Annotated in this window: 19 protein-coding genes; 10 read left to right on the top strand and 9 right to left on the bottom strand. The window is 67.1% G+C overall.

Annotation, left to right across the window (positions count from 1 at the left end; translation table 11 throughout):
• Nucleotides 1–9: 9 nt before the first annotated feature.
• The gene (locus ACNR9O_RS22475; RefSeq protein WP_473684535.1) at nucleotides 10–750 is read right to left on the bottom strand and encodes a hypothetical protein; all 741 of its coding nucleotides are present in this window, start codon (nucleotides 748–750) and stop codon (nucleotides 10–12) included.
• A 165-nt stretch (nucleotides 751–915) separates the two neighbouring features.
• Here ACNR9O_RS22475 and ACNR9O_RS22470 point away from each other — a divergent pair, with 165 nt between their 5' ends.
• The 5 genes from ACNR9O_RS22470 (at nucleotide 916) to ACNR9O_RS22450 (ending at nucleotide 6,364) form a co-directional block, all read left to right on the top strand.
• Complete coding sequence (locus tag ACNR9O_RS22470) at nucleotides 916–1,548, top strand: glutathione S-transferase family protein (protein WP_473684537.1); 633 nt, start codon at nucleotides 916–918, stop codon at nucleotides 1,546–1,548.
• 85 nt (nucleotides 1,549–1,633) lie between these two features.
• Entirely contained in the window at nucleotides 1,634–3,496 is a 1,863-nt protein-coding gene (locus tag ACNR9O_RS22465; protein WP_473684539.1) for a M1 family metallopeptidase, read from the top strand.
• A gap of 82 nt (nucleotides 3,497–3,578) precedes the next feature.
• Nucleotides 3,579–4,586, top strand: a complete 1,008-nt coding sequence (locus ACNR9O_RS22460; RefSeq protein ID WP_473684541.1) for an alpha/beta fold hydrolase — start codon at nucleotides 3,579–3,581, stop codon at nucleotides 4,584–4,586.
• A gap of 21 nt (nucleotides 4,587–4,607) precedes the next feature.
• On the top strand, nucleotides 4,608–5,039 hold the full coding sequence (locus ACNR9O_RS22455) for a GFA family protein (protein WP_473684543.1): 432 nt from the start codon (nucleotides 4,608–4,610) through the stop codon (nucleotides 5,037–5,039).
• Between the two features lie 125 nt (nucleotides 5,040–5,164).
• Nucleotides 5,165–6,364 carry an MFS transporter gene (locus ACNR9O_RS22450; protein ID WP_473684545.1) on the top strand — a complete coding sequence of 400 codons (1,200 nt, stop codon included), beginning with the start codon at nucleotides 5,165–5,167 and terminating at the stop codon, nucleotides 6,362–6,364.
• A gap of 47 nt (nucleotides 6,365–6,411) precedes the next feature.
• Here the strand turns inward: ACNR9O_RS22450 and ACNR9O_RS22445 are convergent, their stop codons facing one another.
• A complete protein-coding gene (locus ACNR9O_RS22445; RefSeq protein WP_473684547.1) occupies nucleotides 6,412–7,182 on the bottom strand; it encodes a M48 family metallopeptidase in 771 nt (256 codons plus the stop codon).
• A 248-nt stretch (nucleotides 7,183–7,430) separates the two neighbouring features.
• Entirely contained in the window at nucleotides 7,431–8,348 is a 918-nt protein-coding gene (locus tag ACNR9O_RS22440; protein ID WP_473684549.1) for a recombination-associated protein RdgC, read from the bottom strand.
• Between the two features lie 461 nt (nucleotides 8,349–8,809).
• Between ACNR9O_RS22440 and ACNR9O_RS22435 the strand changes: the two genes are divergently transcribed.
• Nucleotides 8,810–11,848, top strand: a complete 3,039-nt coding sequence (locus ACNR9O_RS22435; protein WP_473684551.1) for a TonB-dependent receptor — start codon at nucleotides 8,810–8,812, stop codon at nucleotides 11,846–11,848.
• 69 nt (nucleotides 11,849–11,917) lie between these two features.
• Here the strand turns inward: ACNR9O_RS22435 and ACNR9O_RS22430 are convergent, their stop codons facing one another.
• Nucleotides 11,918–13,120, bottom strand: coding sequence for an amino acid aminotransferase (locus ACNR9O_RS22430; protein ID WP_473700685.1), 1,203 nt, complete (start codon nucleotides 13,118–13,120; stop codon nucleotides 11,918–11,920).
• A gap of 254 nt (nucleotides 13,121–13,374) precedes the next feature.
• Between ACNR9O_RS22430 and ACNR9O_RS22425 the strand changes: the two genes are divergently transcribed.
• Entirely contained in the window at nucleotides 13,375–17,580 is a 4,206-nt protein-coding gene (locus ACNR9O_RS22425; protein WP_473684555.1) for a cytochrome P450, read from the top strand.
• Here ACNR9O_RS22425 and ttcA read toward each other — a convergent pair.
• Nucleotides 17,573–18,451 (bottom strand): tRNA 2-thiocytidine(32) synthetase TtcA, encoded by an 879-nt coding sequence (gene ttcA / locus ACNR9O_RS22420; RefSeq protein ID WP_473684557.1) that lies wholly within the window; start codon nucleotides 18,449–18,451, stop codon nucleotides 17,573–17,575. The two genes, ACNR9O_RS22425 and ttcA, sit on opposite strands and share 8 nt — an antisense overlap.
• A gap of 115 nt (nucleotides 18,452–18,566) precedes the next feature.
• Between ttcA and ACNR9O_RS22415 the strand changes: the two genes are divergently transcribed.
• The 3 genes from ACNR9O_RS22415 (at nucleotide 18,567) to ACNR9O_RS22405 (ending at nucleotide 20,095) form a co-directional block, all read left to right on the top strand.
• A complete protein-coding gene (locus tag ACNR9O_RS22415; protein WP_473684559.1) occupies nucleotides 18,567–18,773 on the top strand; it encodes a YdcH family protein in 207 nt (68 codons plus the stop codon).
• Nucleotides 18,774–18,808: 35 nt separating this feature from the next.
• A complete protein-coding gene (locus tag ACNR9O_RS22410) occupies nucleotides 18,809–19,405 on the top strand; it encodes a GNAT family N-acetyltransferase (RefSeq protein WP_473684562.1) in 597 nt (198 codons plus the stop codon).
• Between the two features lie 81 nt (nucleotides 19,406–19,486).
• The gene (locus tag ACNR9O_RS22405; RefSeq protein WP_473684564.1) at nucleotides 19,487–20,095 is read left to right on the top strand and encodes a YdcF family protein; all 609 of its coding nucleotides are present in this window, start codon (nucleotides 19,487–19,489) and stop codon (nucleotides 20,093–20,095) included.
• A 91-nt stretch (nucleotides 20,096–20,186) separates the two neighbouring features.
• Here ACNR9O_RS22405 and ACNR9O_RS22400 read toward each other — a convergent pair whose 3' ends face one another.
• Genes ACNR9O_RS22400 through ACNR9O_RS22385 form a run of 4 tightly spaced genes read right to left on the bottom strand, consistent with a single transcriptional unit; the run spans nucleotide 20,187 to nucleotide 25,454 of the window.
• Nucleotides 20,187–21,899: a dipeptidyl-peptidase 3 family protein gene (locus ACNR9O_RS22400; RefSeq protein ID WP_473684566.1), complete on the bottom strand. Its 1,713-nt coding sequence runs from the start codon at nucleotides 21,897–21,899 to the stop codon at nucleotides 20,187–20,189.
• A 44-nt stretch (nucleotides 21,900–21,943) separates the two neighbouring features.
• Nucleotides 21,944–23,149 carry an ABC transporter permease gene (locus ACNR9O_RS22395; RefSeq protein WP_473684568.1) on the bottom strand — a complete coding sequence of 402 codons (1,206 nt, stop codon included), beginning with the start codon at nucleotides 23,147–23,149 and terminating at the stop codon, nucleotides 21,944–21,946.
• Nucleotides 23,146–23,880, bottom strand: a complete 735-nt coding sequence (locus ACNR9O_RS22390) for an ABC transporter ATP-binding protein (protein WP_473684570.1) — start codon at nucleotides 23,878–23,880, stop codon at nucleotides 23,146–23,148. Before ACNR9O_RS22390 ends, ACNR9O_RS22395 begins: the two co-directional genes overlap by 4 nt.
• Entirely contained in the window at nucleotides 23,877–25,454 is a 1,578-nt protein-coding gene (locus ACNR9O_RS22385; protein WP_473684572.1) for an alpha/beta fold hydrolase, read from the bottom strand. The genes ACNR9O_RS22390 and ACNR9O_RS22385 overlap by 4 nt, the downstream gene beginning before the upstream one ends.
• Nucleotides 25,455–25,518: the final 64 nt, after the last annotated feature.

The following is a 25,518-nucleotide window of genomic DNA, read 5'->3' as shown; positions in this document are numbered from 1 at the left end:
CCGGATGACTCAGGGCAAGCCCACATAGCTGCGCCTGAAACTCACCGCCTGCGCCAGCGACGGCAGTTTCCAGTCGCCCAGCACGGTGAGTTGCTTGCCGTCCGGCGCGAGCACCCAGCGTTCGTCCAGCTGCGCGCCGTCGGCGTATTGAATGGATAGGTGAACGCCGTCGCTGCCGCGGCGGCCGCTGACCATGGCGGTGCCGGCCAGTGACTGGCGGCGCTGACCATCGAGCACCACGTCCATGCTCTGGCCGTTGGCGAAGCGTACCTGGATCGACTGAGCGTCCTGCTGCACCAGCAGGACGCTGTCATGTTCCAGCGTGGGCGGCAACGGATAGTCGCCGCGGAAATCCTCGGCCTTGTCGTCGCTCTTGCTCGCATCGCCGCCGCGCTGGCCCTTGCCGCCGTGGCCGCCACGCATGCCGCCGCCGGCCATGCCGCCACTGCCCATGCGACCCATGCCGCCACCGCGATGGCCACCCGGCCCGCCGTGCGTGCTATCGGTGGACTGCGCGGGAGCAGGCGCCGACGAAGCGGGCGCCGGTACTGCGCCACGGCCGGCCTCCTGCAGACGCTTGCGCATGGCATCGGCGCCGTCGCTGTTGCGGTCGTCAAGGCGCCACGCGCCGGCATAACCGGAGGCCGGATCTTCGGCATGCAGGCCACCGGCAAGCATCGCGATGGCACCGACGATGGCCAGTTGCAGGATCAGCAGCAGAAAGCCGTGGCGGCGGGAGCGTCGGGACATGAGAGCGCGACCGGTCGTTCGTCACCCCTGGGTGGGCAAACGCTGATGACGCGCGAACAGCGCATCGGTTGACGGCGGCCGTCGCCATCGCAAGAACCGGAGGGCGCACCGCAGAGAGTTCGCGCGATATTGCGTGCCATCAGCGCTTTGAAGGAATCCGTTTCGATGTTCACCCTCTACGACTACCTGCCTTCGCAGAACGGCTGGAAAGTGCGTCAGTTGCTGCACCATCTGGACCTGCCTTATCGCACCGTCCCGGTCAGCATTTTCGAAGGCGAAGGCCGGCGGCCCGAATACCTGCGCATCAATCCCACCGGCACGGTGCCCGCGCTTGCCCTGGACGATGGACGAACGCTGGCCGAATCCAACGCGATCCTCGCCTATCTCGCCGAGGGCACGCCGTACCTGCCCGGCGATGCCTACGGCCGCGCCAAGGTGCTGCAATGGCTGAACTTCGAACAGGAGCGGGTGGAGTCGGTGATCGGTTCGCTGCGCTACTGGACCTTGACCGGGCAGTTGGCAAAACGCGCGTCGGCACTGGTGGAACTCAAGCGCGAGGCAGGGTTGCGCGCGCTGTCGACGCTGGAGGCGGAGCTGGCCACACGGGCATTCATCGCGGGCGACCGCTACGGCATCGCGGACATCGCGCTCTTCGCCTATGCCAGCCGCGCCGACGAAGCCGGCTTCGCGCTGGAGCCGTATCCGCATTTCCGCGCCTGGGTCGCGCGCGTGCAGGCGCAGCCCGGTCATCTGGCCCAGATGTTCCCCTACACGGTCGACCCGCACGCCCCGCGGTAATGCGCCCCGGCGGCAATGACCCCCGCCACGGGCCAGCGTTCCGGCCCGATGGCATACTCGGCGCTCCCGTTCACCGGAGCTTCCCATGCGCCTCCTCTGCGCCTTCGCCATCGGCGCCTTCGCCCTGCCGCTGGCCGCCTACGCCGCCGATCCCCATTCCTACGCCCAGCCGGACCAGGTACGCGTCACGCATCTGGATCTGGATTTGAAGATCGACTTCCCGCACAAGCAGCTCGACGGCCAGGCCACGCTGAAGCTGGACTGGAAGGACCCGAAGGCGCAGGCGCTGGTGCTGGATACGCGCGACCTGAAGATCGCCAAGGTCGAAGCGCTGGATGCCGCCGGCAAGAGCACCGCGTTGAAGTACGCGCTGGCGCCGGCCGACAAGCAGCTGGGCAGCAAGCTCACCATCCAGGCGCCGCAGCATCCGGCGCAGGTGCGCATCGCCTACACCACCGCACCCACCGCATCGGGCCTGCAGTGGCTCACGCCGGAGCAGACGGCGGACAAGAAGCTGCCTTTCATGTTCTCGCAGTCCGAGTCGATCCATGCGCGTTCGTGGGTGCCGCTGCAGGATTCGCCGGCGATCCGCTTCACCTACAGTGCCCACGTCGCCGCGCCGAAGGACGTGCGCGTGACCATGAGCGCACTCAATGACGCCAAGCATGCGCTGGACGGCGATTTCCGCTTCGACCAGCCGCACCCGATTCCCTCGTACCTGCTGGCCATCGCGGCCGGCGACATCGCGGTGAAGGAGACCGGCCCGCGCTCGGCCGTGTACGCCGAGCCCAGCGTGGTCGGCAAGGCGGCCAAGGAATTCGAGGACACCGAGAAGCTGATTCAGGCCACCGAGAAGCTCTATGGTCCGTACGCGTGGGGCCGCTACGACTTGCTGGTGCTGCCGCCGTCGTTTCCTTTCGGCGGCATGGAAAACCCCAACATGACCTTCGCCACGCCGACCGTGCTGGTGGGCGACAAGAGCCTGGTATCGCTGGTGTCGCATGAGCTGGCGCATTCGTGGTCGGGCAACCTGGTGACCAGCGCCGCGTGGCGCGATATCTGGCTCAACGAAGGCTTCACTACCTACGTGCAGGGCCGCATCACCGAAGCGGTGTACGGCAAGGTGCTCGCCGATGAGGAAGCGCTGCTGTCGGCACGCGACCTGCAGAAGCACATCGGCGAGATGCCTGCGAACTCGCAGAAGCTGGCGCCGGAGCCGCACGGCGTCGATGCCGACGACACGCTGTCCGACGTGGCCTACACCAAGGGCTCGTGGTTCCTGCGCACGCTGGAGCAGCGCTTCGGCCGCGACACCTTCGATGCTTATCTGAAGGGCTATTTCGCGCACTTCGCTTTCCAGAGCATCGACACCGAACAGATGCTCGATTACCTGAAGGCCAATCTGTTCGATAAGAACCCGGGCAAGATGGACTGGGCCGAAGTGAAGGCATGGGTCTACCAGCCGGGCATTCCGAAGAATGCGCCGCTGCCCGCTTCGCCGCGCTTCGACGCTATCGACAAGGAGCGCGCGGCCTTCCTCGCCGGTTCGCTGGCGGCGGACAAGCTCGACGCGAAGGGCTGGAATACGCAGGAATGGATGTATTTCCTCGACGGCATGCCCGACGTCGCGCCGCTGGACAAGCTCAAGCAGCTCGATGCCGCCTGGCATCTCACCGGTACCCCCAATGCGGAGATCGGCATGCGCTGGTACAGCCACGCCATCGCCGGCGGCGACAAGGACGTGTGGAGCGCCGCCGCCGAGCACATGACTCGCATCGGCCGCCTGTACCTCACCACGCCGCTGTACCGCGCTTTCGTGAAGACGCCGGAAGGCCTCGCCTACGCCGAGCAGGTCTTCGCCAAGGCCAAGGCCGGCTATCACCCGATGACCCAGGACGCCGTCCAGCGGATCATCGACAAGGCCAAGCAGCCGGCGAAGAAGAAGTAACCACCGTCGTGCGGCGCGCCGGACTTGATCGGCGCGCCGCACGACCCGACATGCCTTTGTTTCCCCGACGCGGATCGTCCCGATGACCAAGCCCACCCCCGCCGCCAGTCAGCGTCCTCTGTGGCAGCGCCTGCTGTTCCGCCGCCTGAAGTTCCTCGCGATCGTGGCGGTGGTGCTGGCCATCGGCCTGGGCGGCAGCTACCTGTTCGCGCCGCAATGGCTGCTCAGCGCCGAGATCGCCCGCAAGGCGATGGCCGCGCACGTGGAGAAGCACTCCGTACAGGTGGGCGACACCAAATGGGTCTATTACGAAGGCGGCCAGGGTCCCACGCTGGTGCTGCTGCACGGCTTCGCCGCCGACCGCAACGTGTGGCTGGAACAGCTGCGCCTGCTCACCCCCAACTTCCACGTGATCGCGCCGGACCTGCCGGGTTGGGGCGACTCCACGCGCGTGGACGGCGCCAGCTACAACATCGATTCGCAGGCGGCGCGCCTGCAGGGCTTCGTCGACACGCTGCGCCTGCCGCGCTTCGTGCTGGTGGGCCACTCGATGGGTGGTGCGATCGCTGGCGTGTATGCGGCCGACCATCCTGACAAGGTAGCCGCGCTGGCCCTGGTCGATGCGTTCGGCCTGAAGGCCAACGAGAACGACTTTGCGCGCAACGCGCTCACCGGCAGGAACCCCTTCACCTACGACGATCGCACCGGCTTCGAGCGCGCCACGATGCTGGCCTTCCAGAAGATGCCGAACATCCCCGGCCGCTTCATCGACGTGCTGGTCGCGAAGAACCAGCGCGACCGGGCCTTCCTCGACCGCACCTTCAACGAGCTGCGCGATCCTTCGCAGTACCTCTCCGTGCAGAACCGCCTGGATCGCCTGTCCATGCCGGTGCTCGGCCTGTGGTGCCACGACGACAAGATCATCGACGTCTCCGCCCTGGACAGCCTGCGCAATGGCCTCGCGCACGCCAGCGCGATCAGCTCCTCCACGCTCAACGGCTGCAATCACATGCCGGTGCTGGAGAAGCCTGAGGAAACGGCGCGGATCATCGGCGCGTTCACCGTGCAGCATCTGCCGCTGGGCGGCTGATCGTCGACCAAGGAATTGCGCATGCTGATCGAAGGACGCTGTCACTGCGGCAACATCGCCTTCTCGCTGGACTGGCAACCCGATCCCGCCTGGATTCCGGCGCGCGCATGCACCTGCACGTTCTGCACGCGCCACGGCGGCGTGTGGACGTCCTATCCCGAAGGACGGCTGCGCGTGCGCGTAGCCGATCCGTCGCGCGTGTCGCGCTACGCCTTCGGCACCGAGACGGCCGCGTTCCAGATCTGCATGACTTGCGGCGTTCCGGTATTGGTGACCAGCCGTATCGAAGGGCGGCTTTATGCGGTCGTCAACGTCAACACGTTCGAGAACGTCGATCCGGCCTTGCTTCAACGCAGTTCCAGTTCGCTCGACGGCGAAAGCATCGGCGACCGCCTCGCGCGGCGCGCGCGCAACTGGATTGCCCACGTGGATTTCCCGGCCGTCGACAGCTAGGTGTCGCTCCGGCCCGCGGGGACACGGGGCCACATGACATTTTCTTCAGTCGCGGCGCCGATGCTGCTCTGCGACAATGGCCGGCGCCGCGCCCTGTCCTTTCCGCGGCCGCCTGAAGACATCCCATGCATACCGCTGTTTCCCGCGACGAGCCCCAGGGCCTGCGGCTGACCTGGCGCATCGTCCAGATCGTCTGTTTCACCTTCCTGGCCTACCTGGTGATCGGCCTGCAGCTGGCCGTGCTGCCGCCGTTCGTGCACGGCGATCTGGGCTATGGCGCGGTGCTGGCGGGCGTGGTGATCAGCACGCAATACATCGCCACTCTGCTGAGCCGCGGCTTCGCGGGGCGCACGTCGGACACGGCCGGCCCCAAGCGCGCAGCCATGACCGGCATGGCCGCCTGCGGCGCCAGCGCGGTGCTGATGATCGTCGCCGCGCTGCTGCGCCCATGGCCGCTGGCGTCGTTCGCGCTGCTGCTGCTCGGGCGTCTGGCGCTCGGCGTCGGCGAAAGCTGCGTGGGCACCGGCTGCATCATGTGGGGCATCGGGCGCGTCGGCCCCGCGCATACCGCCAAGGTGATCTCGTGGAACGGCGTGGCGACATACGGCGCGCTGGCCGCCGGCGCGCCACTGGGCGTGCAGCTGACAGGCGCGTTCGGCTTCGTCGCGATCGGCGTCGCGGGCGCGCTCCTGATGTTGATGGGCCTGCTGCTGGGCTGGCGCCGACCGGCCGCGAAAGTGGAGCCGGGCGAGCGACTGCCTATGCATCACGTATTCGGACGCGTGCTTCCGTACGGCATCGGCCTGGCCCTGGGCGCGGTGGGCTTCGGCGCGCTGGCCACCTTCGTCACGCTGTACTACGCCGCGATGGGCTGGAGCGGCGCGGCCGCGACATTGAGCGTGTTCGGCGCCTGCTTCGTCGGCGTGCGCCTGGTGCTGGGCGGAGCGATCTCACGCTTCGGCGGCTATCGCGTGGCGCTGCTCTCGTTCACCGTCGAATGCATCGGTCTGATCGTGCTCGCCGCCGCCGGCAGCTCGGGCATGGCAATGTTCGGCGGTGCGCTCACCGGCCTGGGTTTCTCGCTGATTTTCCCCGCGCTGGGCGTGGAAGCGGTGCAGCGCGTGACGTTGAGCAACCGCGGCTCGGCACTGGGCGCGTACTCGGTGTTCACGGATCTCGCGCTGGGCGTGGCCGGGCCGCTTGGCGGCTGGCTGGTCTCGGGCGGGCGCTATGGTCCCTTGTTCGCAGTAGCCGCGTCTTTTTCAGTGATCGCGGTCGCGCTCACCGGCTGGCTGTATTTGCGGTACGGGAAAGAAACCTACTGACCGTATACGAAAGTGCCGGCGTCGCGGCGCTCGCTCCGGCCTTGGCTTCAATCCGCTACGTCGGCTACCAGCCGATCCAGTTCGGCCTTCAGCATGGCGCCGTTCTGTCGCAGCCAGTCGCGCTGCTCGCGCCACTCAGGAAACAGGTTTTCCACTTGTGCCCAGAAGCGCGGCGCATGGCTGCGCACTCTCAGATGGCAAAGCTCATGCGCGAGCACATAGCGCAACGCCGCGGGCGGCGCGAGAGCAAGCGCGAGATCGAGATTGATGCGGTCGCGCGTGTCCAGGCTGCCCCACAGGCTTTTCATGGGACGGATGCGCAGCGCGGTGGGCGCGAGCCCGAGCTGCGGCACGTAGGTGGCCATCCAGCGCGAAACGTCGCGGCGCATCAGCGTTTCGAAATACGACGCGAGCAGGCCGCGCGCCACCGGCAAAGCACGGGTGTGGGGACGCGGAATCACCAGCGTGAGGCCGCCCTCGTAAGGCTCCACCTTCGGATACGGACCCTCGGCCCAGTCCAGCAAGGTGGTTTCGCCGCGCAACGGAAATTCGGTGGCATAGCCCAGGCGCAGCGGCGGCAGCGGCTTGGTGACCAGGTGCAGCTCGTCGAGCTTCTTCTCCAGCCAATCGACGTGGCTGCGCAGGAACGCGCTCACCTGCGCCGGATGCGTGCCATGCGGATACGACACGCGCGCGCCTTTCGGCGTGACGGTCAGACGCAGGCGGCGCGCACGCGGGTGCGCCGACTTGAGCACGCGGATGGTCCCGCCGCTCGTGGTCGAGAGTTCCAGCCAATCGCCTTCCAGATGCTGCGTCATCGGTACTACCCCGCCTACGGCCTATCTTTGCTCCGGCGTCCCTGTGCCCGCCATTGTCCGACCGCCAATGTGGGGAGAGCATGCAGGCTATGCAAGACGGCCGGGTGACGCCTTGCGTGTAGGCGTCGGGAGACAGGACCTGCCGGGTAAAACCGGCCCGACGGCGGGATGGCTCAACCGCGCCGCCTGGCAGGCGGCACCTCGAAAGTTTCGAGGCGCCGTTCAGGACCGGTCGTTCAGGAACGAGCTCAGCCGTCGGCCGGCCGCGGCAGGCCGAACCATTCCTCGAGCTTGCCCAGGAGCCGTTCCAGCTCCAGCGTCAGCAGGGCGAAGCGGGCGTCCATCTCGGCGGCCGAGTCCTGGTAGCTGTCGCCGAGTTCGTCGAGTACGACGTCCAGGAACTTGAGCTTGCGGATCACCAGGTCCTCGCCCAGCACGAAGCTCATGCGATCGTCGAATACCAGACCGAGCTGGAACACCTGCTTGCCGTTGCGCAGGTGTTCCTTCACCTCTTCGCTGTCCAGCTCCTGGCGGCGGCAGCGCGCGATGGCGCCGGTGGCGGTGGCCGGGTCGCGCAGCTCGCACTCGTCGCCGAGGGTCAGGCCGGCGGGCAGATTGCCCGTGGCCAGCCAGTCGGTCATCAGCACGCGCGGGCCTTCCTCCGGCGCCAGCGGCACGGCGGGGAAGCTGCCCAGCGCCTCGCGCATCTGGGTCAGCGCGTTCTCGGCGGACTTGCGGCTGGAGGTATCGAGCACCAGCCAGCCGTGGCGCTTGTCCACGTAGGCCGACAGGCGCGAGCTGCGCACGAAGGCGCGCGGCAGCAGCTCCGTGAGCAGGTCTTCCTTCAGGCGCTTGCGCTCGCGGCCGCCGACTTTGCGGCCTTCTTCCTCGGCGATCTTCTGCACCTTGCGCTGCAGCTCGTCATTGACCACCGCGGCCGGCAACAGCTTGTCCTCGCCACCCACGGTGACGAGGGTGCAGGCGTTCACCGCATGGGTGAGCGGCGCCTCGTCGCCCCGCCCCACCGGCGGCACGAAGCCCTTGGTACCCATCTCCAACGGCCCGCAGGGCCGCAGGCGGTGCTCGGCCAGGGCGTCGTCCAGTCGGTTGAGGTCTTCGGCAACGGCGGGGGAAAAGCGGAACAGCGTCAGATTGCGGAAAAACATAGAGAGGATCGGATTCCAGGCGGTCTGGCGGCCCCGGTCCGGGGCGCACGAAACGACCATGATACCGGATGAGGCCGCCCCGCCCCTGGCTCATGCCTTTTGGGTCATACCGACATGCCCCTGGGCCGCACTGCCTTGGTGCATCGCGTCCTGGCCCGTACGCATGCGGGCGGATCGCACGAATGCGCATATCAAAGCGTTTGGACATCTATACATCCAAAAATATTTTCGCTATAACGGACTCGCATGCCGCATCGCAACATCACGGGAGAGCACAGCGCGGCCATGCTTTGAAGCGACGATTTCCGGCCGCGCCAGCGGCTTCCGGCAGCGTCGCGACGACCATCCATCGGATTGAAGCTCTACACCAAGGCACTTGCGGGAACCGCAGGATCTGCCGCGGCGCGTCACGCCCGCGGAAAGCCTGCGCGCGCCCTTCTCGAACGGGGAGACATGCATCGATGACGTATCGCAGCTTGGGGGCAAGACATTTTCTGGCGCTGGCCATCGGCCTGGGCCTGGCAGGCGGCGCGTTCGCGCAGGCCACGACCGGCAGCATCTTTGGCCAAGTGGCGGCAGGCCAGGGCGACAGCGTCTCGATCAGGAGCAGTACCGGCCTGACCCGCGACATACCGCTGGACGACAAGGGACGCTACAGCGCGGCGCAGCTGCCGCTGGGCACGTATACGGTAACGCTGCAACGCCAGGGCCAGGCAGTGGAAACGCGCGACGGCATCGCCATCAGGGTCGGCGCGGGCACCGAGGTGTCCTTCGTCGGCGCGGCCGCGGCGAAGAACCTCGGCGGCGTCAGCGTCACTGCGAACGCGCTGCCGGCCATCGACGTCTCCAGCGTCGATTCGCGCACGGTCGTCACCGCCGACCAGCTCGCCAAGGTACCGCTGGGCCGCAGTTCCGAAGCGATCGCACTGCTCGCGCCCGGCGTCGTGAATAACGGCGGCAGTTTCACCGGACCTACCCGGCAATCGCTGGTGAGCTTCGGCGGCTCGTCGGCGAGCGAGAACGCGTACTACGTCAACGGTTTCGCCACCACCGATCCGCTGCGCGGTTTCGGCGGCCTGACCCTGCCCTACGGCGCGATCGATCAGCAGGAGGTCTACACCGGCGGCTACAGTGCGATGTACGGACGCTCCGACGGCGGCGTGATCAACGTCGTGGGCAAGCGCGGCACCAATCAGTGGCACTTCGGCACGCAGGTGCTGTGGGAGCCGGCCTTCGCCCGCGCGCGCCAGCGCGACCGATTCTACGAGAGCGGCCTGCCGGCCACGCCCGTCGCCGGCCGTCTCTACGCGCCGGACAGCGCCGACCGCAGCTGGACCACCACGGTCAGCGCCTACGCCGGCGGTCCGTTGGTGAAGGACAAGCTGTTCCTGTTCGTCGCCGGCGAGTACGAGCGGCAGGAAGGCAACACGGTCAATCCGGTCAGCGGCTTCCTTTCCGGCAAGCCCTACGTCGCCTATCGGCAGAACGACCCGCGCTGGTACGCCAAGCTGGACTGGAACATCACCGACAACCACATCCTCGAAGTCACCGGCGTCTCCGACAAGTACGACAGCTCCGGCACGGTCTATCGCTACGACTATGTCAACCGCGCACAGGGCGCGCGCATCGGCGCCGATGACAACATCAAGAGCGGCGGCGATGCCTATACGGCCAAGTACACCGGCTACCTCACCGATGCGCTCACGCTCACCGCGCAGTACGGGCGCATGAAGACCTCCGACTACGACGTGCCGGGCGGCTACGATCCGTCGCTCATCTACGTGGACGGCGTTACCAACCAGAATCCCGCGCTCAACGGCGGCGTCGGCCGCGGCAACCGCCAGACCATCGTCTCGCTGTACGACCCCGGCCGCGGCAACCGCACTAACAACACGCGCATCGACCTGACGTACAAACTGGGCGACCACACGATCAGTGCGGGCATCGACAACCAGACGGCCAAGGCGATCAACCAGGGTTCCCGTACCTCCGGCCCCGGCTATTACTGGAGTTACGATCAGGCCGACCCGAACACGCCGCTTTCCACAGGTCTCGGCGTGCCGGCGACGATCGGTTTCCCGAATGGCGCGCAGGGCTACTACGTGGTCAAGAGCGTGGCCAACAGCCTGGCCACGGTGCGCTCCAGCCAGCGTGCGCAGTACATCGAGGACAAGTGGCAGGTGAGCGAGCGCTGGCTGCTCTCGATCGGCCTGCGCAATGACCAGTTCCGCAACTACAACGCCGACGGCCAGGCCTACATCACTCAGCACAAGCCGCAATGGGCGCCGCGCCTGGGCGCGTCGTGGGACGTGTACGGCGACGCCAGCTTCAAGGTATATGCCAACGCAGGCCGCTATTACCTCGGCCTGCCGCTGAACCCTTCGCTCAATGCGGCGGGTGCGTACGTGAGCACCTCGCAGTACTTCACCTACAGCGGCATCGCCGCCGACGGCACGCCGACCGGACTGACGCAGATGTCCGAACCGGTCTCGGCGAACAACGCATTCGGCATCCTGCCTGACCCGAAGACGGTGAGCACGCAGGATCTGAAGTCCGAATACCAGGACGAATTCATCCTCGGCTTCACCAAGACGGCCGGCTCCGAGTGGGTATACGGCGCCAAGCTGACCCAACGCGTCCTGCGCAGTGCGATCGACGACTACTGCGACATCGACCGCGTGCTGGCCAAGGCCAAGTCGCTCGGCTACGACGTCACCACCGACAGCAATCCGGTGAGCTGCTGGCTGTTCAACCCGGGCAAGGCCAACACGTTCACCCTGGTCGATACCTCCGGCCGCTACGTGAGCGTGCCGCTAAGCAATGCGGAATTCGGCTTCTCCACCCTCAAGCGCAAGTACTACGGCCTGGAGACCTTCCTGGAGCATCCGTTCGACGGCACCTGGTACAGCAAGCTCACCTATGTGTTCTCGCGCAGCTACGGCAACACCGAAGGCCAGCTGCGCTCGGATCTGTACCGCGAATCGCGCGGCACCGGTCAGACCGCGGTATCCACCACGCAGGATTGGGACAACGCGTGGATCATGGACTACAGCAACGGCGCGCAGAACAACGATCACAAGCACCAGTTGAAGTTCTTCGGCTATTACCAGGTCACGCCCGAGTGGCTGGTCTCGGCCAACCTCAGCCTGATCTCCGGCGCCCCCAAGCCTTGCCTGGGCTACTACGGTCCGGAGCGGGCCGATCCGGCGGGCTACGGCAACAGCTACCACTTCTGCTTCGGCGAACCCTCGCCGCCCGGCAGCCAGGGGCGCCTGCCGTGGATCCGCCAGCTCGACCTGGGCGTCAGCTACCGGCCCGCGTTCGCGGCGAGCAAGCTGGCTTTCAGCGCGAATGTGTTCAATGTGCTCAACGAGCAGCGCGTGCTGGCGATCTTCCCGAACGGCGAATCTTCGCCGAACAAGGCCAATCCGCTGTACGGCACGCCAACCTCGCGCCAGCTGCCGCGCTACGTACGCCTGAGCGTGAGTTACGACTATTGACCGCGATGGCGGCGAAAAGAAAAAGGGCGGCCTTGCGGCCGCCCTTTTTCACGTATCGATGCCGGATGCTCAGCTCTTGCTGACCGCCGCCACCGCGGCGGCCACCGTATCGAGGTTGGAACGATTGAGCGCCGCCACGCAGATGCGGCCGGTGCCGATCGCGTAGATGGCGTATTCCTCGCGCAGGCGATCCACCTGCGCCTTGCTCAGGCCTGAGTAGGAGAACATGCCCGCCTGCCGCTGGATGAAGCCGAACTGCGGTGCGCCGTGCGCCGCCAGCTTCTCCACCATGCCGGCGCGCATCGCGTGGATGCGCTCGCGCATCTCGCCCAGCTCCTGCTCCCACATCGCGCGCAGTTCGGGACTGTTGAGCACGCCGGCCACCAGCGCACCGCCATGGGTAGACGGGCTGGAATAGATCGAGCGGATGGTGCGCTTGGCCAGCGACTGCACGCGCAGCGCCTCGTCGCGATCGGCAGCGACGAAGGTCAACGCGCCGGCGCGCTCGCCGTACAGCGAGAACGACTTGGCGTACGAACTGGTCACCACGAACGATGCGATGCCGGACGCGGCGAACAGACGCACCGCCGTGGCATCCGCATCGATGCCCTGGTCGAAGCCCTGGTAGGCCATGTCGATGAAGGGCAGCAAGTTGCGCTCCTTCACCAGGTCCACCACCTGCTGCCACTGCGAGGCATCGAGATCCACGCCGGTCGGGTTGTGGCAGCACGCGTGCAGCAGCACCACGGTGCCCGGCTCCAGCTTGCCGAGGTCCGCCAGCATGCCGGCGAAATCCAGCCCGTGGGTCTGCGCGTCGTAGTAGGTGTACTCCACCACCTCGAAGCCGGCCGCGAGGAACACCACGCGATGGTTTTCCCAGCTCGGATTGCTGATGGCGATCTTCGCCTTGGGCAGGGCCTTTTTCAGCACATCCGCGCCCACGCGCAGCGCGCCGCTACCGCCGATGGTCTGCGAGGTCGCTGCGCGACCGGCGGCCAGCAGCGGCGACTCGGCGCCGAATACCAGCTTCTGGGTGGCCTGGGTGTAGGCCGGCAGGCCGTCGATCGGCAGGTAGCCGCGCGGTTTCGCTTCTTGCGCGAGGCGCAGCTCCACTTCGTGCACGGCGCGCAGCAGCGGAATGCGTCCCTGCTCGTCGTAATAGATGCCCACGCCAAGATTGACCTTGCCGGGGCGTGGATCGGCCAGATAGGCCTCGGTAAGTCCCAGGATCGGATCGCCCGGGGTCATTTCAACGGATGCAAAGTGGGACACTGCAGGAACTCGCGATGGGCTGGATGGGAGAGACAGCCTGGGTCGGCCGTGTGGGCAAAGCGGCGCTGCCGCGTGTAGCCGATCCACTATAGCAGCGCGCCCGGGCCGGCAGCGCTTTGGCCGTCCGAAAACCTGAGGTCGCGACGACGCGGGACAAGGTTTGCACCCATTACTGGCATGCTTCGGACGCTCACGAATCCTCCGCAACCGGCGGACTATCGTCGCACCCTTCGAAGGATCGTCAGGGGGTAGCCATGAGCGCGGGCTTTCTTTCGCTGCACGCTTGCCTGGATCGCCAGGCGAATCGCCAACCGGACCACGAGTTGTTCAGCTTCATCCGCGGCTCGGGAGAGAAGAGCCAGCAGATGACCGCTGCGCAACTCGTGGCGCGCTCGAAAGCCGTTGCTCGCACGATTCGCCGCCATGGCGGCGAAGGCCAGCGCGTCCTCCTGCTGTTTACGCCCGGATTGGATTTCGTCGTCGCTTTCTACGCCTGTCTGTATGCCGGCGCCGTCGCGGTGCCGGCCTACCCGCCCGACCCCTCGAACCTGCAGCGCACGCTGCCACGCCTCCAGGCGGTGGCGGTCAACTCCGCCGCGGCGCTGGTCATCACCAGTGGGCAGATCCTCGCATTCAAGGACTACTTGTCCCGCCTGGTGCCGGAGCTGGCGATGCCCGCTTGGATCGATGCCGCAGCGGATGCCGGCCACGCCGACGACGGCTCCTGCTCGACGCCCTCGGCGCACGACCTGGCGCTGATCCAGTACACCTCCGGGTCCACCGCGACACCCAAGGGCGTCATGGTGAGTCACGGCAACCTGATGGCGAACCTGCGCATGTTCCAGCGCGCGGGCGAGCTGGCGGAGGACGCGAAGATCTTCTCCTGGCTGCCCACGTATCACGACCTGGGCCTGATGTGCGGCGTCATGCTGCCCGTGAGCGTCGGCTGCACCGTGCAGCTCGCATCGCCGCTGGACTTCCTGAAGAACCCCGCGATCTGGCTCGAAGCCATCCATCGCGAACGCATCACGCATACCTGCGCACCGAACTTCGCCCTCGACTTGGCTGCACGCAAGGCCGCTGCCGACGCCGACGGCTGGCGTCTCGACTGCCTGCGCCTGTGTCTGGTGGGTGCCGAACCGGTGCACCACGCGTCGCTGGAGCGCTTCGTCGCGACCTTCGCGCCTTGCGGCCTGCGCCGCGATGCACTGCTGCCCGGCTATGGCCTGGCCGAAGCGGTGGTCGGCGTCTGCTCGACGCCCTTTGCCGAGGGCTGGCGCACGCTGTCCGCGGATGCGGACGCATTGTCGCGCGATCGTATCGAGATTGCGGCAACGCCCTCGCCGCGCACCGTCACCATAGTGTCCAGCGGCGTGCCGTGCGAAGACGTACGCATCGCCATCGTCGATCCCGCCACGCGGCGCGAGCGCGCGCCCGGTGAGGTCGGCGAAATATGGATCGACGGCCCGCATGTCGCGCAGGGCTACTGGGGCATGGACGACGCGGACGAAGGCCCGTTCCGCGCGGCCATCGACGGTTGCGCGGAGGGCACGTGGCTGCGTAGCGGCGATCTCGGCTTCATCGAGGACGGCCATATCTACGTGACCGGACGCATCAAGGACCTGATCATCGCGCGCGGCGCCAATCACTACCCGCAGGACATCGAGCGCACCGCCGAACAGGCTCATGCGGCGGTGCGCCCGGGCGCCGTGATCGCCTTTTCCATCGAGCAGTCCGGCGAGGAAACCCTGGCGATCGTGGCGGAGATTGCAGCGCCCGCCGATGACACGCCGCTGCAGGACATCGTGCGCGCCATGCACGAGCGCGTGCTGCATGCGCATGGGCTCGCCGTCGCCACCGTGGCCTTGGTCAAACCGCGCAGCATCGACAAGACATCCAGCGGCAAGCTCGCTCGCCGGGCCTGCAAGGCGCGCCTCATGGCCGGAGAACTCGATGCCTACTTCCAGGGCAGCCCGATGCTCGCGCCGACGATCGCGGATGTCGCGCCAGCCCCGCTTCCGGCAGCGCCGATGGATGAGACCCTGCGGCGCCTGGTCGGCGAGCTGACGTCCATGCCGGCCGGCGCTCTGGCGCCGCACACGCGCCTGGCGGAGATCGGCCTGGATTCGTTGCTGGCCGCGGAGCTGGCCAGCACGATCGAACACGCCTTCGGCCGCGAACTCAGCGTGGTGGACGTGATGCGCGCGGCCACGCTGGCCGAGCTGCAGCATCACATCGAAGGCGCACCACCCGCGGGGCCGGGACAACACGATCGGCGCCATGCCGCGCAGCCGCGCCTCGCCAAACCGCTGCAGCCGCTATCGCTGCGCGCACCGCTGTTCCTGGTGGGAGGATTGTTCGGCAGCGTCGCGTACCTGCTCGCGCTGGCCGATGCACTGGGCAGGAACCAGCCCTGTATCGCGTTCCAGGCTGCCGGCATCGACGGCACCGAGCCGCCATTGGGTTCGGTCGAGGAAATGGCGCGACGCTATATCGACGAACTGAAGGCGATCCAGCCGAGCGGCCCCTATCACCTCGGCGGCCATTCGTTCGGCGGGCTGGTCGCGTTCGAGATGGCCCGGCAGCTCACGGAGCGCGGCGATACCGTGGCCGCATTGCTGCTCCTGGACACCACGCTGGTCGGTGAACGTACGTCGTCCGACGCGCCGGCGGACGTCATGGCGATGTACGAGCTGGCCTACATCGCGCACCGGCTCGCCGGACGGCCGCTCCCCGACGGCGCCGCCGAGGCCCAGGCCTCGCTGGATGTCGACGCGCAACGCGCGACGCTTCGGCACCAGCTGCGTGCGGATCGAGGCCACGCATTCGCCGATGCGTCGCTCGATGCGATCGTCGCCACGCATGCGGCGAGCTTCGAGGCGATGGTGGCGTACGAACCACGGCACTATGCGGGACCGGTCACGCTGCTCCGCGCGCGCGAGGGTTTCCCTGACGGGTCCGTGCATCCGGCCCGGAGACTGGCGCATCGTTTCGACGAAAGTGCCCTGGGTTGGGATCGCCATTGTTCACGCCTGTCGATCGTCGAGGTGGCTGGCGATCACTACGCGATGGTGCTCGCGCCGCATGCGGTAACCCTGGCCGAAGCCATGCGCGTCCATCTGCAACCCGTCCACTACGAACTGCCAGTGGCGCGACTGGCCGGCGCGCCGACGTTGGGCAAAGCGGGACGCGCATTTACCTCCCTGCGCGACGGCATCGCTTTCCATCCCGAGCATGAGGCATTCATCGAGGATCCGTATCCCATACTCCGTCAATTGCGCGAGCGCGATCCGGTCTATCGCATGGTGGATGCATCGACGGGCGCCGTCGTGTGGTGGCTGACGCGACATGCCGACGTGTCCGCCGCGCTGCGCGACAAGCGGTTGCTGGTGGATGGCAGAAACCTGCTCGACGGCGTGGATTCGCCGCAACCGAAGAGCGGCACGGTGACCGGCATCTTCCAATTGCTCCGGCAACGCCCGGGCCCGGCTGCCGACTTCATCAACCAGGCGATGCTTTTCATCGACGGCACGGTCCACCGGCGGCTGCGTCAGCTGATGAATCCGCTGTTCGACGCCGCGTCGGTACGGCGCTGGCAGGCACCGATCGACGAGCGCATCGAACACCTGGTCGATCGCCTGCGCCACGCCGACCAGCCCGACCTGATGCGGGACTTCGCCCTGCGCCTGCCCAGGCAGGTGATGTTCGGCATGCTGGGCCTGTCGGCCACGGACGCCGAAACGCTGGACCCCTTGGCCGGCGATGCCTTCCGGATCGTCGAAGCGACCGCCTTCGCCGATAACCCCGCCAGGGCCGAAAAGGCGGCCGCCGCGATCATGGATCGCATGCGCGCCCACGTCGCCGAACGTCGCCGCGCGCGCGCACGCGACGATCTGCTGGGGCATCTGCTCGAACTGCGGATCGATGGCGATCGCTTGTCGGACGAAGAACTCGCGGCGAACACCTCGCTATTGCTGCTGGCGGGTACCGAAGTACTGTCCTATGCCATCGCCAACGGCGTGCTCGCCTTGCTGCGGCATCCGGATCAATACGAGCGCCTGCGCGAGCAACCCGGGCTGGCGGATGCCGCCGTCGAAGAATTGCTTCGCTACGACGGCCCCATTCGCATCAGCATCCGCGTCGCCGCCGACGATCTCTCGATAGGCGATCGCCTCATCCGCCGCGGCGAACCGGTGGTGCTCGACCTGGGCGCCGCCAATCGCGACCCGGCGATGTTTCCGCATCCTGATCGCTTGGATCTTTCGCGGCCGATCCGGCAGCTGACCGCGTTCGGCCAGGGCGTGCACTACTGCCTGGGCGCGCCGCTGGCCCGATGTCAGATGCGCAGCGCGCTGCTGGCGTTGTGTCGGCATCGCTTCGAGCTGGTACCGGGACGGCTGCGCTGGGACACGAGCACGGTGACGCGTCGCCTCGAACAGTTCGGCATCCGCTTCAATTGATTGCCGACTCGTCGGCGGCGGGCGAGCCGGCCAGCCACTGGTGCGCATCGGCGCGGGCCGCGCCTTCGCGCGCACCAAGCGAAGCGAAGTCGAACAGCTTGCGGTCGGCCAGCTGCGAAGGCGCTATCGAGCCGAGCGCGCGGAACATGGTTTCGCTGCGGCCGGGGAACTGTTTTTCCCAGTCCTCCAGCATGCGCTTGACCGCTTTGCGCTGCAGGTTTTCCTGCGAACCGCACAAGTTGCACGGAATGATGGGGAACTGGCGCTGCGCGGCGTACTCGGCAATATCGTCTTCCTTGCAGTACGCCAGCGGGCGGATCACCACATGGCGGCCGTCGTCCGAGCGCAGCTTCGGCGGCATCGCCTTGAGGCTGCCCTGGTGGAACAGGTTGAGGAAGAACGTGCCCAGGATGTCGTCGCGATGATGGCCCAGCGCGATCTTGGTGATGCCGTTTGCCGCCGCCCAGGCGTACAGCGCGCCGCGCCGCAGGCGCGAGCACAGGCTGCACATGGTCTTGCCCTCGGGGATCACGCGGGTGACGGTGCTGTAGGTGTCCTGCTCGATGATGTGGAACGGTACGCCACGCGCGGTGAGGTATGCCGGCAGCACGTGCTCGGGAAAACCCGGCTGCTTCTGGTCCAGGTTCACCGCGATCAGTTCGAAACGCACCGGCGCCTTGGCCTGCAGCGAAAGCAGGATGTCCAGCAGGGTGTAGGAATCCTTGCCGCCGGACAGGCAGACCATGACCTTGTCGCCGTCCTCGATCATGTTGAAGTCGGCGATGGCCTGGCCGACCTGATGGCGCAGGCGCTTGGCCAGCCTGGCGGCCTCGTGTTGCTGTTTGCGGTTGGCGTCAGGCTGGGCGGACATGGGCTCGGAACCGTGCCGGAAGGCGAAAAGGCCGCTCATTGTAACGGCCCGCGCCGGCCGGGGCCCGGCGGAGTTACACTCCATCATCGCCCTACCTCAGCCGCAGCCGCCGCCCATGCAGGTCCAGGATCCCGCCGAGATTGCCCACTTGCTGGCCGAACTGCGTGTGGAGCACCGCGACCTGGACGTCGCGATCGAGGCGCTGTCCCACGCCACCGGCCGCGACGAGCTGCAGCTGACGCGTATGAAGAAGCGCAAGTTGCTCCTGAAAGACGCGATCGCCCGCCTTGAAAGCAAGCTGATCCCCGACCTCGACGCCTGACGGCGTCCTCTCTATCTTTGCGGATGCCTCTGCCCATGCTGGAACCCACTCGCCTGGAGGACGGCCACGTCGTCCTGGAACCGCTGCGCCCGGAACATGCTCCCGACCTGGAAGCCGCCGCCGCCGACGGCGAGCTGTGGAACCTCTGGTTTACCAGCGCGCCAGCGCCCGGCCAGGCCGCGGCCTATATCCAGGCAGCGCTGGACGGCCAGGCCCGGGGCGCGATGCTGCCCTTTGCGGTGCGCGAGAAGAGCAGCGGCCAGATCGTCGGCACCACCCGCTTCTACGATGTCGTCGCCGATCCCCGGCGTGTCGCCATCGGCTATACCTGGTACGCCAAACGCTGGCAGAAAAGCCATCTCAATACCGCCTGCAAACGCCTGTTGCTGGCGCACGCGTTCGACGGGCTGGGCTGCGTAGCGGTGGAATTCCATACCGACGGCCGCAACCAGGATTCGCAGCGCGCGATCGAGCGCCTGGGCGCTGTCCGCGAAGGCGTGCTGCGCGCCCACAAGCGCCGGCCGGATGGGTCGCTGCGCGATACCGTGTGCTACAGCATCCTCGCCACGGAATGGCCGGACGTCTCGCGCTGGCTGGCGATGCGCCTGGAGCGCCTCAGCGGCACGGCCTGACGGCGCCACCGGCGCGCCCGCGGCGCGCCACTTCATCCGGGCAGACTTGCGGCCTTCCATCCGAAAGGAACGCCGCACCGCATGGATATGCGCATCCCCGTCTCGCCACAGCGGCGCCGCCGTCTTCGCTTCGCCTTGCGCCTGAGCGGCGTCGGCCTGCTGTGCTGGTGCCTGGCCGCGCTCGCCGTCGTCATCGCGGGCCTGTCGGCCCGTCCCTCCGCTCCGGCCGATCTCGCGCTGGTGCTCGGCACGACCGTGGGCCCCGGCAATCAACCGCTGCCCCGCCTGCGCAGCCGCCTGGAAGCGGCGCTCGTGCTGTACCGCCACGGCGGCTGCCGCCGGCTGATGGTCAGCGGCGGCGTCGAGGACGACGGGCGCAACGAAGCCGCGGGCATGAAGCAATGGCTGGTGGAACGCGGCGTACCGGCCGCGGCGATCGTCGAAGACCCTCGCGGCGTCAACACCCGCGCCTCCGCGCGCAACGCGCATGCCTGGCTGGAGGCGCACGACGGGCACAGCGTGGTGGTGGTGTCGCAGTACTTCCATCTGCCGCGGGCGCGGCTGGCGATCCGGCAGGAAGGACTGATCGATGCTGGTGGCGCCTATCAGCGGCGGCTGTTCTTCTGGGATGTGTATTCGAGCATGCGCGAGGTGCTTGGGTATGTCGCGTATGGCGCGCGGCTTGCGTAGGTGGGGATGAGCAAAGCGAACCCCGACGTGGCGACGTCGCGCAAGGCCCGCTGGGGTTCGCCTTCGGCTCACCCCAGCCTACCTCGCCGGATTACGGTGTGGAGGACAACCCCAGCACGTCCAGCCCCTGCTCGAACACGATGTCGACCGGAATCTTGGCGCCTTCGAGTTTCTTCAGATCGCCGGTCAACTCGGCATCGACGTTGCCCATGCCATCGGTCAGTTGCTTGGCCGCCTCGTAGTCGCCGTCGCCCTGGATGGTCAGCAGCTTGGCCGACAGTGCGTTCATCGCCGCGGTCATCTTGTCGAAATCCACGCGGTAGCGGCCGGTCGTCGCGTCGCGGGTGAACGCACCCTGCTGCTTGAAGAAATTGAAGCGCACCATGTTCGCCTTGGCGTGCGCATCGCTGGCGCCGAAGCGCACCGAGCGCAGGATGCCGGCGAGGAAGGTGACGTAGTTATCCATCAGCTTCGCCTTGTCCAGCTCGCCCTTCTCGGCCAGCTTGGAGACCATGTACAGGCCAAGGATGTCGGCCTTGCCTTCCTCGAAGCTGGATGCCTGGTCCTTCAGCGCGCCGCGCACCAGGCCCTTGCCGGTGAGCGTGTTCTTGATCCCCAGGCCATGCGCCACTTCGTGGAACATAGTGTTCTCGAAGAATGCGTCGAAGGTGAGATGCGACTGCTGGTCGTCGGCGATCAGCGTCTTGGCGATCGGCAGCATGATCTGGTCGAACTTGGCCTGCATGACGTTTTCCAGCTGCAGGCGGCGCGTGCCCTTTTTCAGCTGCACTTCTTCGTCGTTGGGCAGGTTGATCGCGATGGTCTTGGCGCCGACGTTGGCGTCACCGGCGTAGTACACCGCGAAGTAGGCGTTGAGATCCGCGTCGGAACCGGGCTTCTCGGCCTTGTACTTGGCGTCCACCGGCAGTTCGCGCTGCAGTTCCGGCAGGTACTTCACGAAGCGCGCGAGTTTTTCGCTCCACGCCTGGTCCTTCACCAGCACGTAGCTTTCGTAGCTGGCCTTGTAGCCGAACAGCTGGTCTTCGTAGGTCTCGATCGGGCCGATCACGATGTCGACCGGGTTCTTCTTCATCGCCATCCAGGCGAAATCGCTCTTGCGGTATTCGTCGCTGAGCAGTGCATCGGCGCGCAGCTTGAGATAGCTGGCGAAGTCCTTGTCGGCGGACAGCTCCGCCGCCTCGCGCAGCAGGCCGGCGGCTTTTTCCAGGTCGGCCTTGTAGGCCTCGTGGAACGGCACGGTGACCAGCTTGCCCTGCGCATCGCGGCGCAGCAGCGTGTAGAGCGAGGTCTTGTCCTTGAGGTCGGCCTTCTCGAATTCGTCCTTGCCCATGTCGGCCGGATAGAACTGCACGCCCGGCGGACGCGGGCCGACGCCGGCGACGAAGGGCTGGTCCTCGTGCAGGCGATCCCACGGACCGTAGTTGATCTCGGCGTAGCGGCGCGTGGCCTCGTCGGGAATGCGCTGCATCAGCGCCGTCTTGTCGCCCCAGGACTGCTGCCAGTACAGGCTGTTGGTGACATCGGCCGCCTGCACCAGCAGCGCGATCATGCGCTTTTGCTTGTCGTCGAATGCCGAAAGATCGGCGCTCAGCTTCACCGTCGCGTAGTCGCCCATGCGCTGCCTGGCCAGGTCGGCATCGGTGGATGGCGGCGCCGGCTCGGCCTGAGCCGCGGAGGCGGGCGCGGCGGGCTTTGGTTCTGCCGGCGCGGCGGCTTCCTGGTGGGACGAGCCGCAGCCGGCCAGGGCGGCGACGAGGCTCAGGGCGAGCAGGCGGTGGCGCATGGGATCTTCCTCAAGGTACGGAAGATCCCATGGTAGCCGACGCCTCAGCCGGAGATGGCCAGCCGCTCGGACCGATACAGCTGCGCCGTGATCAGCGACGTCACCAAGGCCGCCGCCAGCGTGCCGGCGAGACAGAACAACAGCTGCCGCGGCTCGATGCTGTCGCCGCGCAGCAGGCGCATCACGCCCAGGTGCTGACCCAGCACCGGCACCGCGTACATCCATGCCTGCGCCTTGATGGGCATGAAGGTCAGCAGCAGGCTGGGCAGCGCCGGCACGAACATCAGCAGCGACACATAGGTCTGCGCTTCGCGGTAACTCTTGGCGAACGCGGCCACCAGCGACTGCAGTACCGCCAGCAGCAGAAGCAGCGGGAGCATCAGCAGGAACACGTGCGAGGCGAAATGCATGCCCAGGTTCAGCTCCATGCCCAGCTTGTCCGTCGGCACCAGCTGTCCGACCAGCGCGAACGCCACCAGGGTGATGACCAGGCTCACGCCGGAGAACGCACAGATGGCCGCCAGCTTGCCGGCCAGGATCTTCCAGCGCGCCACCGGGTTCGCGAACAGCGGCTCCAGCGATTGCCGCTCGCGCTCGCCCGCGGTGAGGTCGATCGCCAGATACATACCGCCCATGAACATGGTGATGATGAAGAAATACGGCAGCATGCCGAACATCAGCACGCCGCGCGCCTGCGCCGTGGCCTGGTCGCGCTTGGCCACCGCGATGGGCCACGCCGTGCCCGGCGACAGGCCGCGCGCCACCAGCCGCATCGCGCCCTGCTGGCGAGCGTAGCCTTCCACCAGCTTGCTCACGCGCTCCACCGGCGTATTGGTATCGCGCTGCGAGGAGTCGTAGATCACCTCTACCTGCACTGGCTCGCCTTTGCGCCATGCGCCGGGATAATCGGCGCTGATGCGCACCACGACATCGGCATCCTGTTTGCGCACGGCCAGCTCGGGATTGGCGATGCCTGCCTGCGGCACGATGCCGCCGGCTTTCAGCGCATCGACCAGATTGGGCGCGTATTCGGCGCCGATCACCGGGACCTTGAGCGGCTGCTCGGCTTTCTCCAGTTCGCGGTTGAGCGAGACCTTGACCAGCATGATGAAGATCAGCGGCCCCAGCAGCGGACCGGTGAGCAGCGCGCTCACCAGCGTGCGGCGGTCGCGCAGGTTTTCGCGCACTTCTTTCAGGAAGACGGTAAGGAAGGCGTTGGCGCGTCGCGCCGAATAGGCAACCCGATTCATGCGGCGAGGCCCTCCTCGCTACCGATGATTTTCACGAAGGCATCCTCCAGATTGCTCTCGCCGGTCTGCTCGCGCAGCGCCTGCGGGGATTCGTCGGCGACCACGCGACCGTGCGCGATCACCACGATGCGATCGCACAGCGCGGCCACCTCTTGCATGATGTGGCTGGAGAACAGCACGCAGCGTCCCTCGCTCTTGAGCTTGAGCATGAACTGGCGAAGCGCGCGGGTGGCCATCACGTCCAGGCCATTGGTCGGCTCGTCGAGGATCACGTTGCGCGGGTCGTGGATCAGCGCGCGCGCGATCGCGGTCTTCACGCGCTGGCCCTGCGAGAACCCTTCGGTGCGGCGGTCGCCGATCTCTTCCATTTCCAGCGCTTTCACCAGCGCCTCTCGGCGCGGCGCCAGCTCGCTTTCCGGCAGACCGTGCAAGCGCGCGAAGTAATCGATGTTCTCGCGCGCCGTCAGTCGCTTGTACAGGCCGCGCGCATCTGGCAGCACGCCGAGCTGGCGACGTACTGCCAGCGGATCTTCGGCGGCGTCGATGCCATCGACCAGGATGCGGCCCTGGTCAGGCTTCATCAGCGTGTACAGCATGCGCAGCGTGGTGGTCTTGCCCGCGCCGTTAGGGCCGAGCAGTCCCGTGATCTGGCCGTCGCGGGCAGCGAAGTTGACACCGTCCACCGCCTTTACCGCGCCGAACGCCTTGTGCAGGTCCTTCACTTCGATCATGGCGCGGCTCCGTTGAAGTCGATGAATTGCGGCGTGGCATGCAGGCGGTCCAGGCACTTGGCGTCGAGCTTGGCCGGCGCGAGGTCTTCCACGAAGTGCTTGACCAGCTCGGGCGCGCAACCGGCGGCGATGACGTTGTGGCCCTGGCCCCTGAGCACGAAGTGGCGCGCATGGGAAAGGCCTTTGAGCACGTCTTCGCCGTAGGTCGGCGGAGTCACCGGGTCGTACTCGCCGGAGAACAGCAGCGCGGGCTTGTCGCTCTTGATCGGCTGGTGGAAGTCGGCCGGTCGCGTGCCCCTGGGCCACACCGAACACACGGCCTGCAAGGTGTCGACCATACGCGTGCCGAGCATGGTGTGCGCATCCTGCGGGCGTGGCGTGAACAGATCGGCGTCCTCGCTGCAGATCACCGAGGACTGCATGCCGCCGTTCATGGTGTCGGAGAGATCGCCCGAGAGCAGCTTGGCCTGGCCCAGCAGCGGGCCCACATCGCCGCGCGCCGCCGCATCGATGGACACCGGCAGCAGCGCGGCGGTGACCGGCGAGTAGGCGAACATGCGCACCACGCTGGCCAGCGAGTATTCGCTCAGCAGGCGCTGCACGGTCTGGTAGTTCTGCGGGTCGCGGAAGCTGACCTTGTGCGGATTGGCGCGCAGCGCGTCGCGCAGCTGGTACAGGGTCTGGTACGGATCGCCGAAGCGCTCGTGGCAGGCCTTGTCGGCGACGCAGCGGGCGAATTGCGCCTTGAGCGCGCTTTCCAGGTTCTGCGCGAAGTCTTCGCCGAGCACCAGGCCGTTGGGTACCACGCCATCGAGCACCACGCTGCGCACCGCATCGGGGTGGCGCATCAGGTACTGCTGCGCCATGCGCGTGCCGTAGGAGACGCCGACCAGATCGAAAGTCGGCGCCCCCAGGGCCTGGCGCACGTCTTCCAGATCCTGCACGGCGACGGTGGTGGTGTAGTAGCGCGGGTCGGCCTTGCCTTCGAGCTGCTTGAGGCAATCGGTCGCTTCGGCGCGCAGCTTGCCGGCGTCGAAGCCGGTCTCCTCGTCGGCACCGGCCTTCGCTTCGCCCGGCTTGCAGCTCAGCGGGTTGGAACCGCCGGTGCCGCGCTGGTCGAGCAGCAGCACGTGGCGATGCGCCAGCAACGGCTGCAGTGCCGGCGCCACGCCCGGCCAGCTTTCGGTGGCTGCCTGGCCGGGGCCGCCGGCGAGCAGTACGAGCATGTCCTTGCTGGCGACCTGCGCGTTGCTGCGGATGATGCCGAGCTTCAGCCGGATCTTGCGGCTGTGCGGATCCTCCCGGTTCTCCGGCACCTCGAAGGGCGCACACCAGGCGGCGCTGGTGAGTCCGCTGTTGGGCTGGCCCAGCTCGCATGGAGTGAGCGTGAGCGAGCCCAACTGCCAGGTTTCCGGTTTCGCCGGCACGGCGGGCGCGCTCGAGGCGGCCGCCGGCGTGTCGTCCGCGGCGCTGTCGGCGCTGTCGCCGCGCGCGTGGAACTGATTCCATGCCAGCGCGCCCAATCCCAGCGTGACGGCGGCGATGCGCACCGCGGTGCGTCCCTTGATGGCCATGTGCGTGTCTACCCTCGTTCAGTGGGCCTTGCGGCCGCTGCTGTCCCCGCCGATTCCCTGACCG

This window comes from Dyella sp. CR10 (genome assembly GCF_055814425.1).
Note: the sequence above shows the minus strand (reverse complement) of the source record. Positions and strands in the feature narration are given on the sequence as shown.

What these genes read in the sequence shown, in the direction of transcription:
- ACNR9O_RS22410 (WP_473684562.1), top strand. Translation starts at nt 18,809, where the DNA reads ATGCTGGAACCCACTCGCCTGGAGGACGGCCACGTCGTCCTGGAACCG.
- ACNR9O_RS22455 (WP_473684543.1), top strand. Translation starts at nt 4,608, where the DNA reads ATGCTGATCGAAGGACGCTGTCACTGCGGCAACATCGCCTTCTCGCTG.
- ACNR9O_RS22475 (WP_473684535.1), bottom strand. Translation starts at nt 750, where the DNA reads ATGTCCCGACGCTCCCGCCGCCACGGCTTTCTGCTGCTGATCCTGCAA.
- ttcA (WP_473684557.1), bottom strand. Translation starts at nt 18,451, where the DNA reads ATGTCCGCCCAGCCTGACGCCAACCGCAAACAGCAACACGAGGCCGCC.
- ACNR9O_RS22450 (WP_473684545.1), top strand. Translation starts at nt 5,165, where the DNA reads ATGCATACCGCTGTTTCCCGCGACGAGCCCCAGGGCCTGCGGCTGACC.
- ACNR9O_RS22435 (WP_473684551.1), top strand. Translation starts at nt 8,810, where the DNA reads ATGACGTATCGCAGCTTGGGGGCAAGACATTTTCTGGCGCTGGCCATC.
- ACNR9O_RS22440 (WP_473684549.1), bottom strand. Translation starts at nt 8,348, where the DNA reads ATGTTTTTCCGCAATCTGACGCTGTTCCGCTTTTCCCCCGCCGTTGCC.
- ACNR9O_RS22445 (WP_473684547.1), bottom strand. Translation starts at nt 7,182, where the DNA reads ATGACGCAGCATCTGGAAGGCGATTGGCTGGAACTCTCGACCACGAGC.
- ACNR9O_RS22460 (WP_473684541.1), top strand. Translation starts at nt 3,579, where the DNA reads ATGACCAAGCCCACCCCCGCCGCCAGTCAGCGTCCTCTGTGGCAGCGC.
- ACNR9O_RS22390 (WP_473684570.1), bottom strand. Translation starts at nt 23,880, where the DNA reads ATGATCGAAGTGAAGGACCTGCACAAGGCGTTCGGCGCGGTAAAGGCG.
- ACNR9O_RS22465 (WP_473684539.1), top strand. Translation starts at nt 1,634, where the DNA reads ATGCGCCTCCTCTGCGCCTTCGCCATCGGCGCCTTCGCCCTGCCGCTG.
- ACNR9O_RS22395 (WP_473684568.1), bottom strand. Translation starts at nt 23,149, where the DNA reads ATGAATCGGGTTGCCTATTCGGCGCGACGCGCCAACGCCTTCCTTACC.
- ACNR9O_RS22425 (WP_473684555.1), top strand. Translation starts at nt 13,375, where the DNA reads ATGAGCGCGGGCTTTCTTTCGCTGCACGCTTGCCTGGATCGCCAGGCG.
- ACNR9O_RS22415 (WP_473684559.1), top strand. Translation starts at nt 18,567, where the DNA reads ATGCAGGTCCAGGATCCCGCCGAGATTGCCCACTTGCTGGCCGAACTG.
- ACNR9O_RS22400 (WP_473684566.1), bottom strand. Translation starts at nt 21,899, where the DNA reads ATGCGCCACCGCCTGCTCGCCCTGAGCCTCGTCGCCGCCCTGGCCGGC.
- ACNR9O_RS22470 (WP_473684537.1), top strand. Translation starts at nt 916, where the DNA reads ATGTTCACCCTCTACGACTACCTGCCTTCGCAGAACGGCTGGAAAGTG.
- ACNR9O_RS22405 (WP_473684564.1), top strand. Translation starts at nt 19,487, where the DNA reads ATGGATATGCGCATCCCCGTCTCGCCACAGCGGCGCCGCCGTCTTCGC.
- ACNR9O_RS22385 (WP_473684572.1), bottom strand. Translation starts at nt 25,454, where the DNA reads ATGGCCATCAAGGGACGCACCGCGGTGCGCATCGCCGCCGTCACGCTG.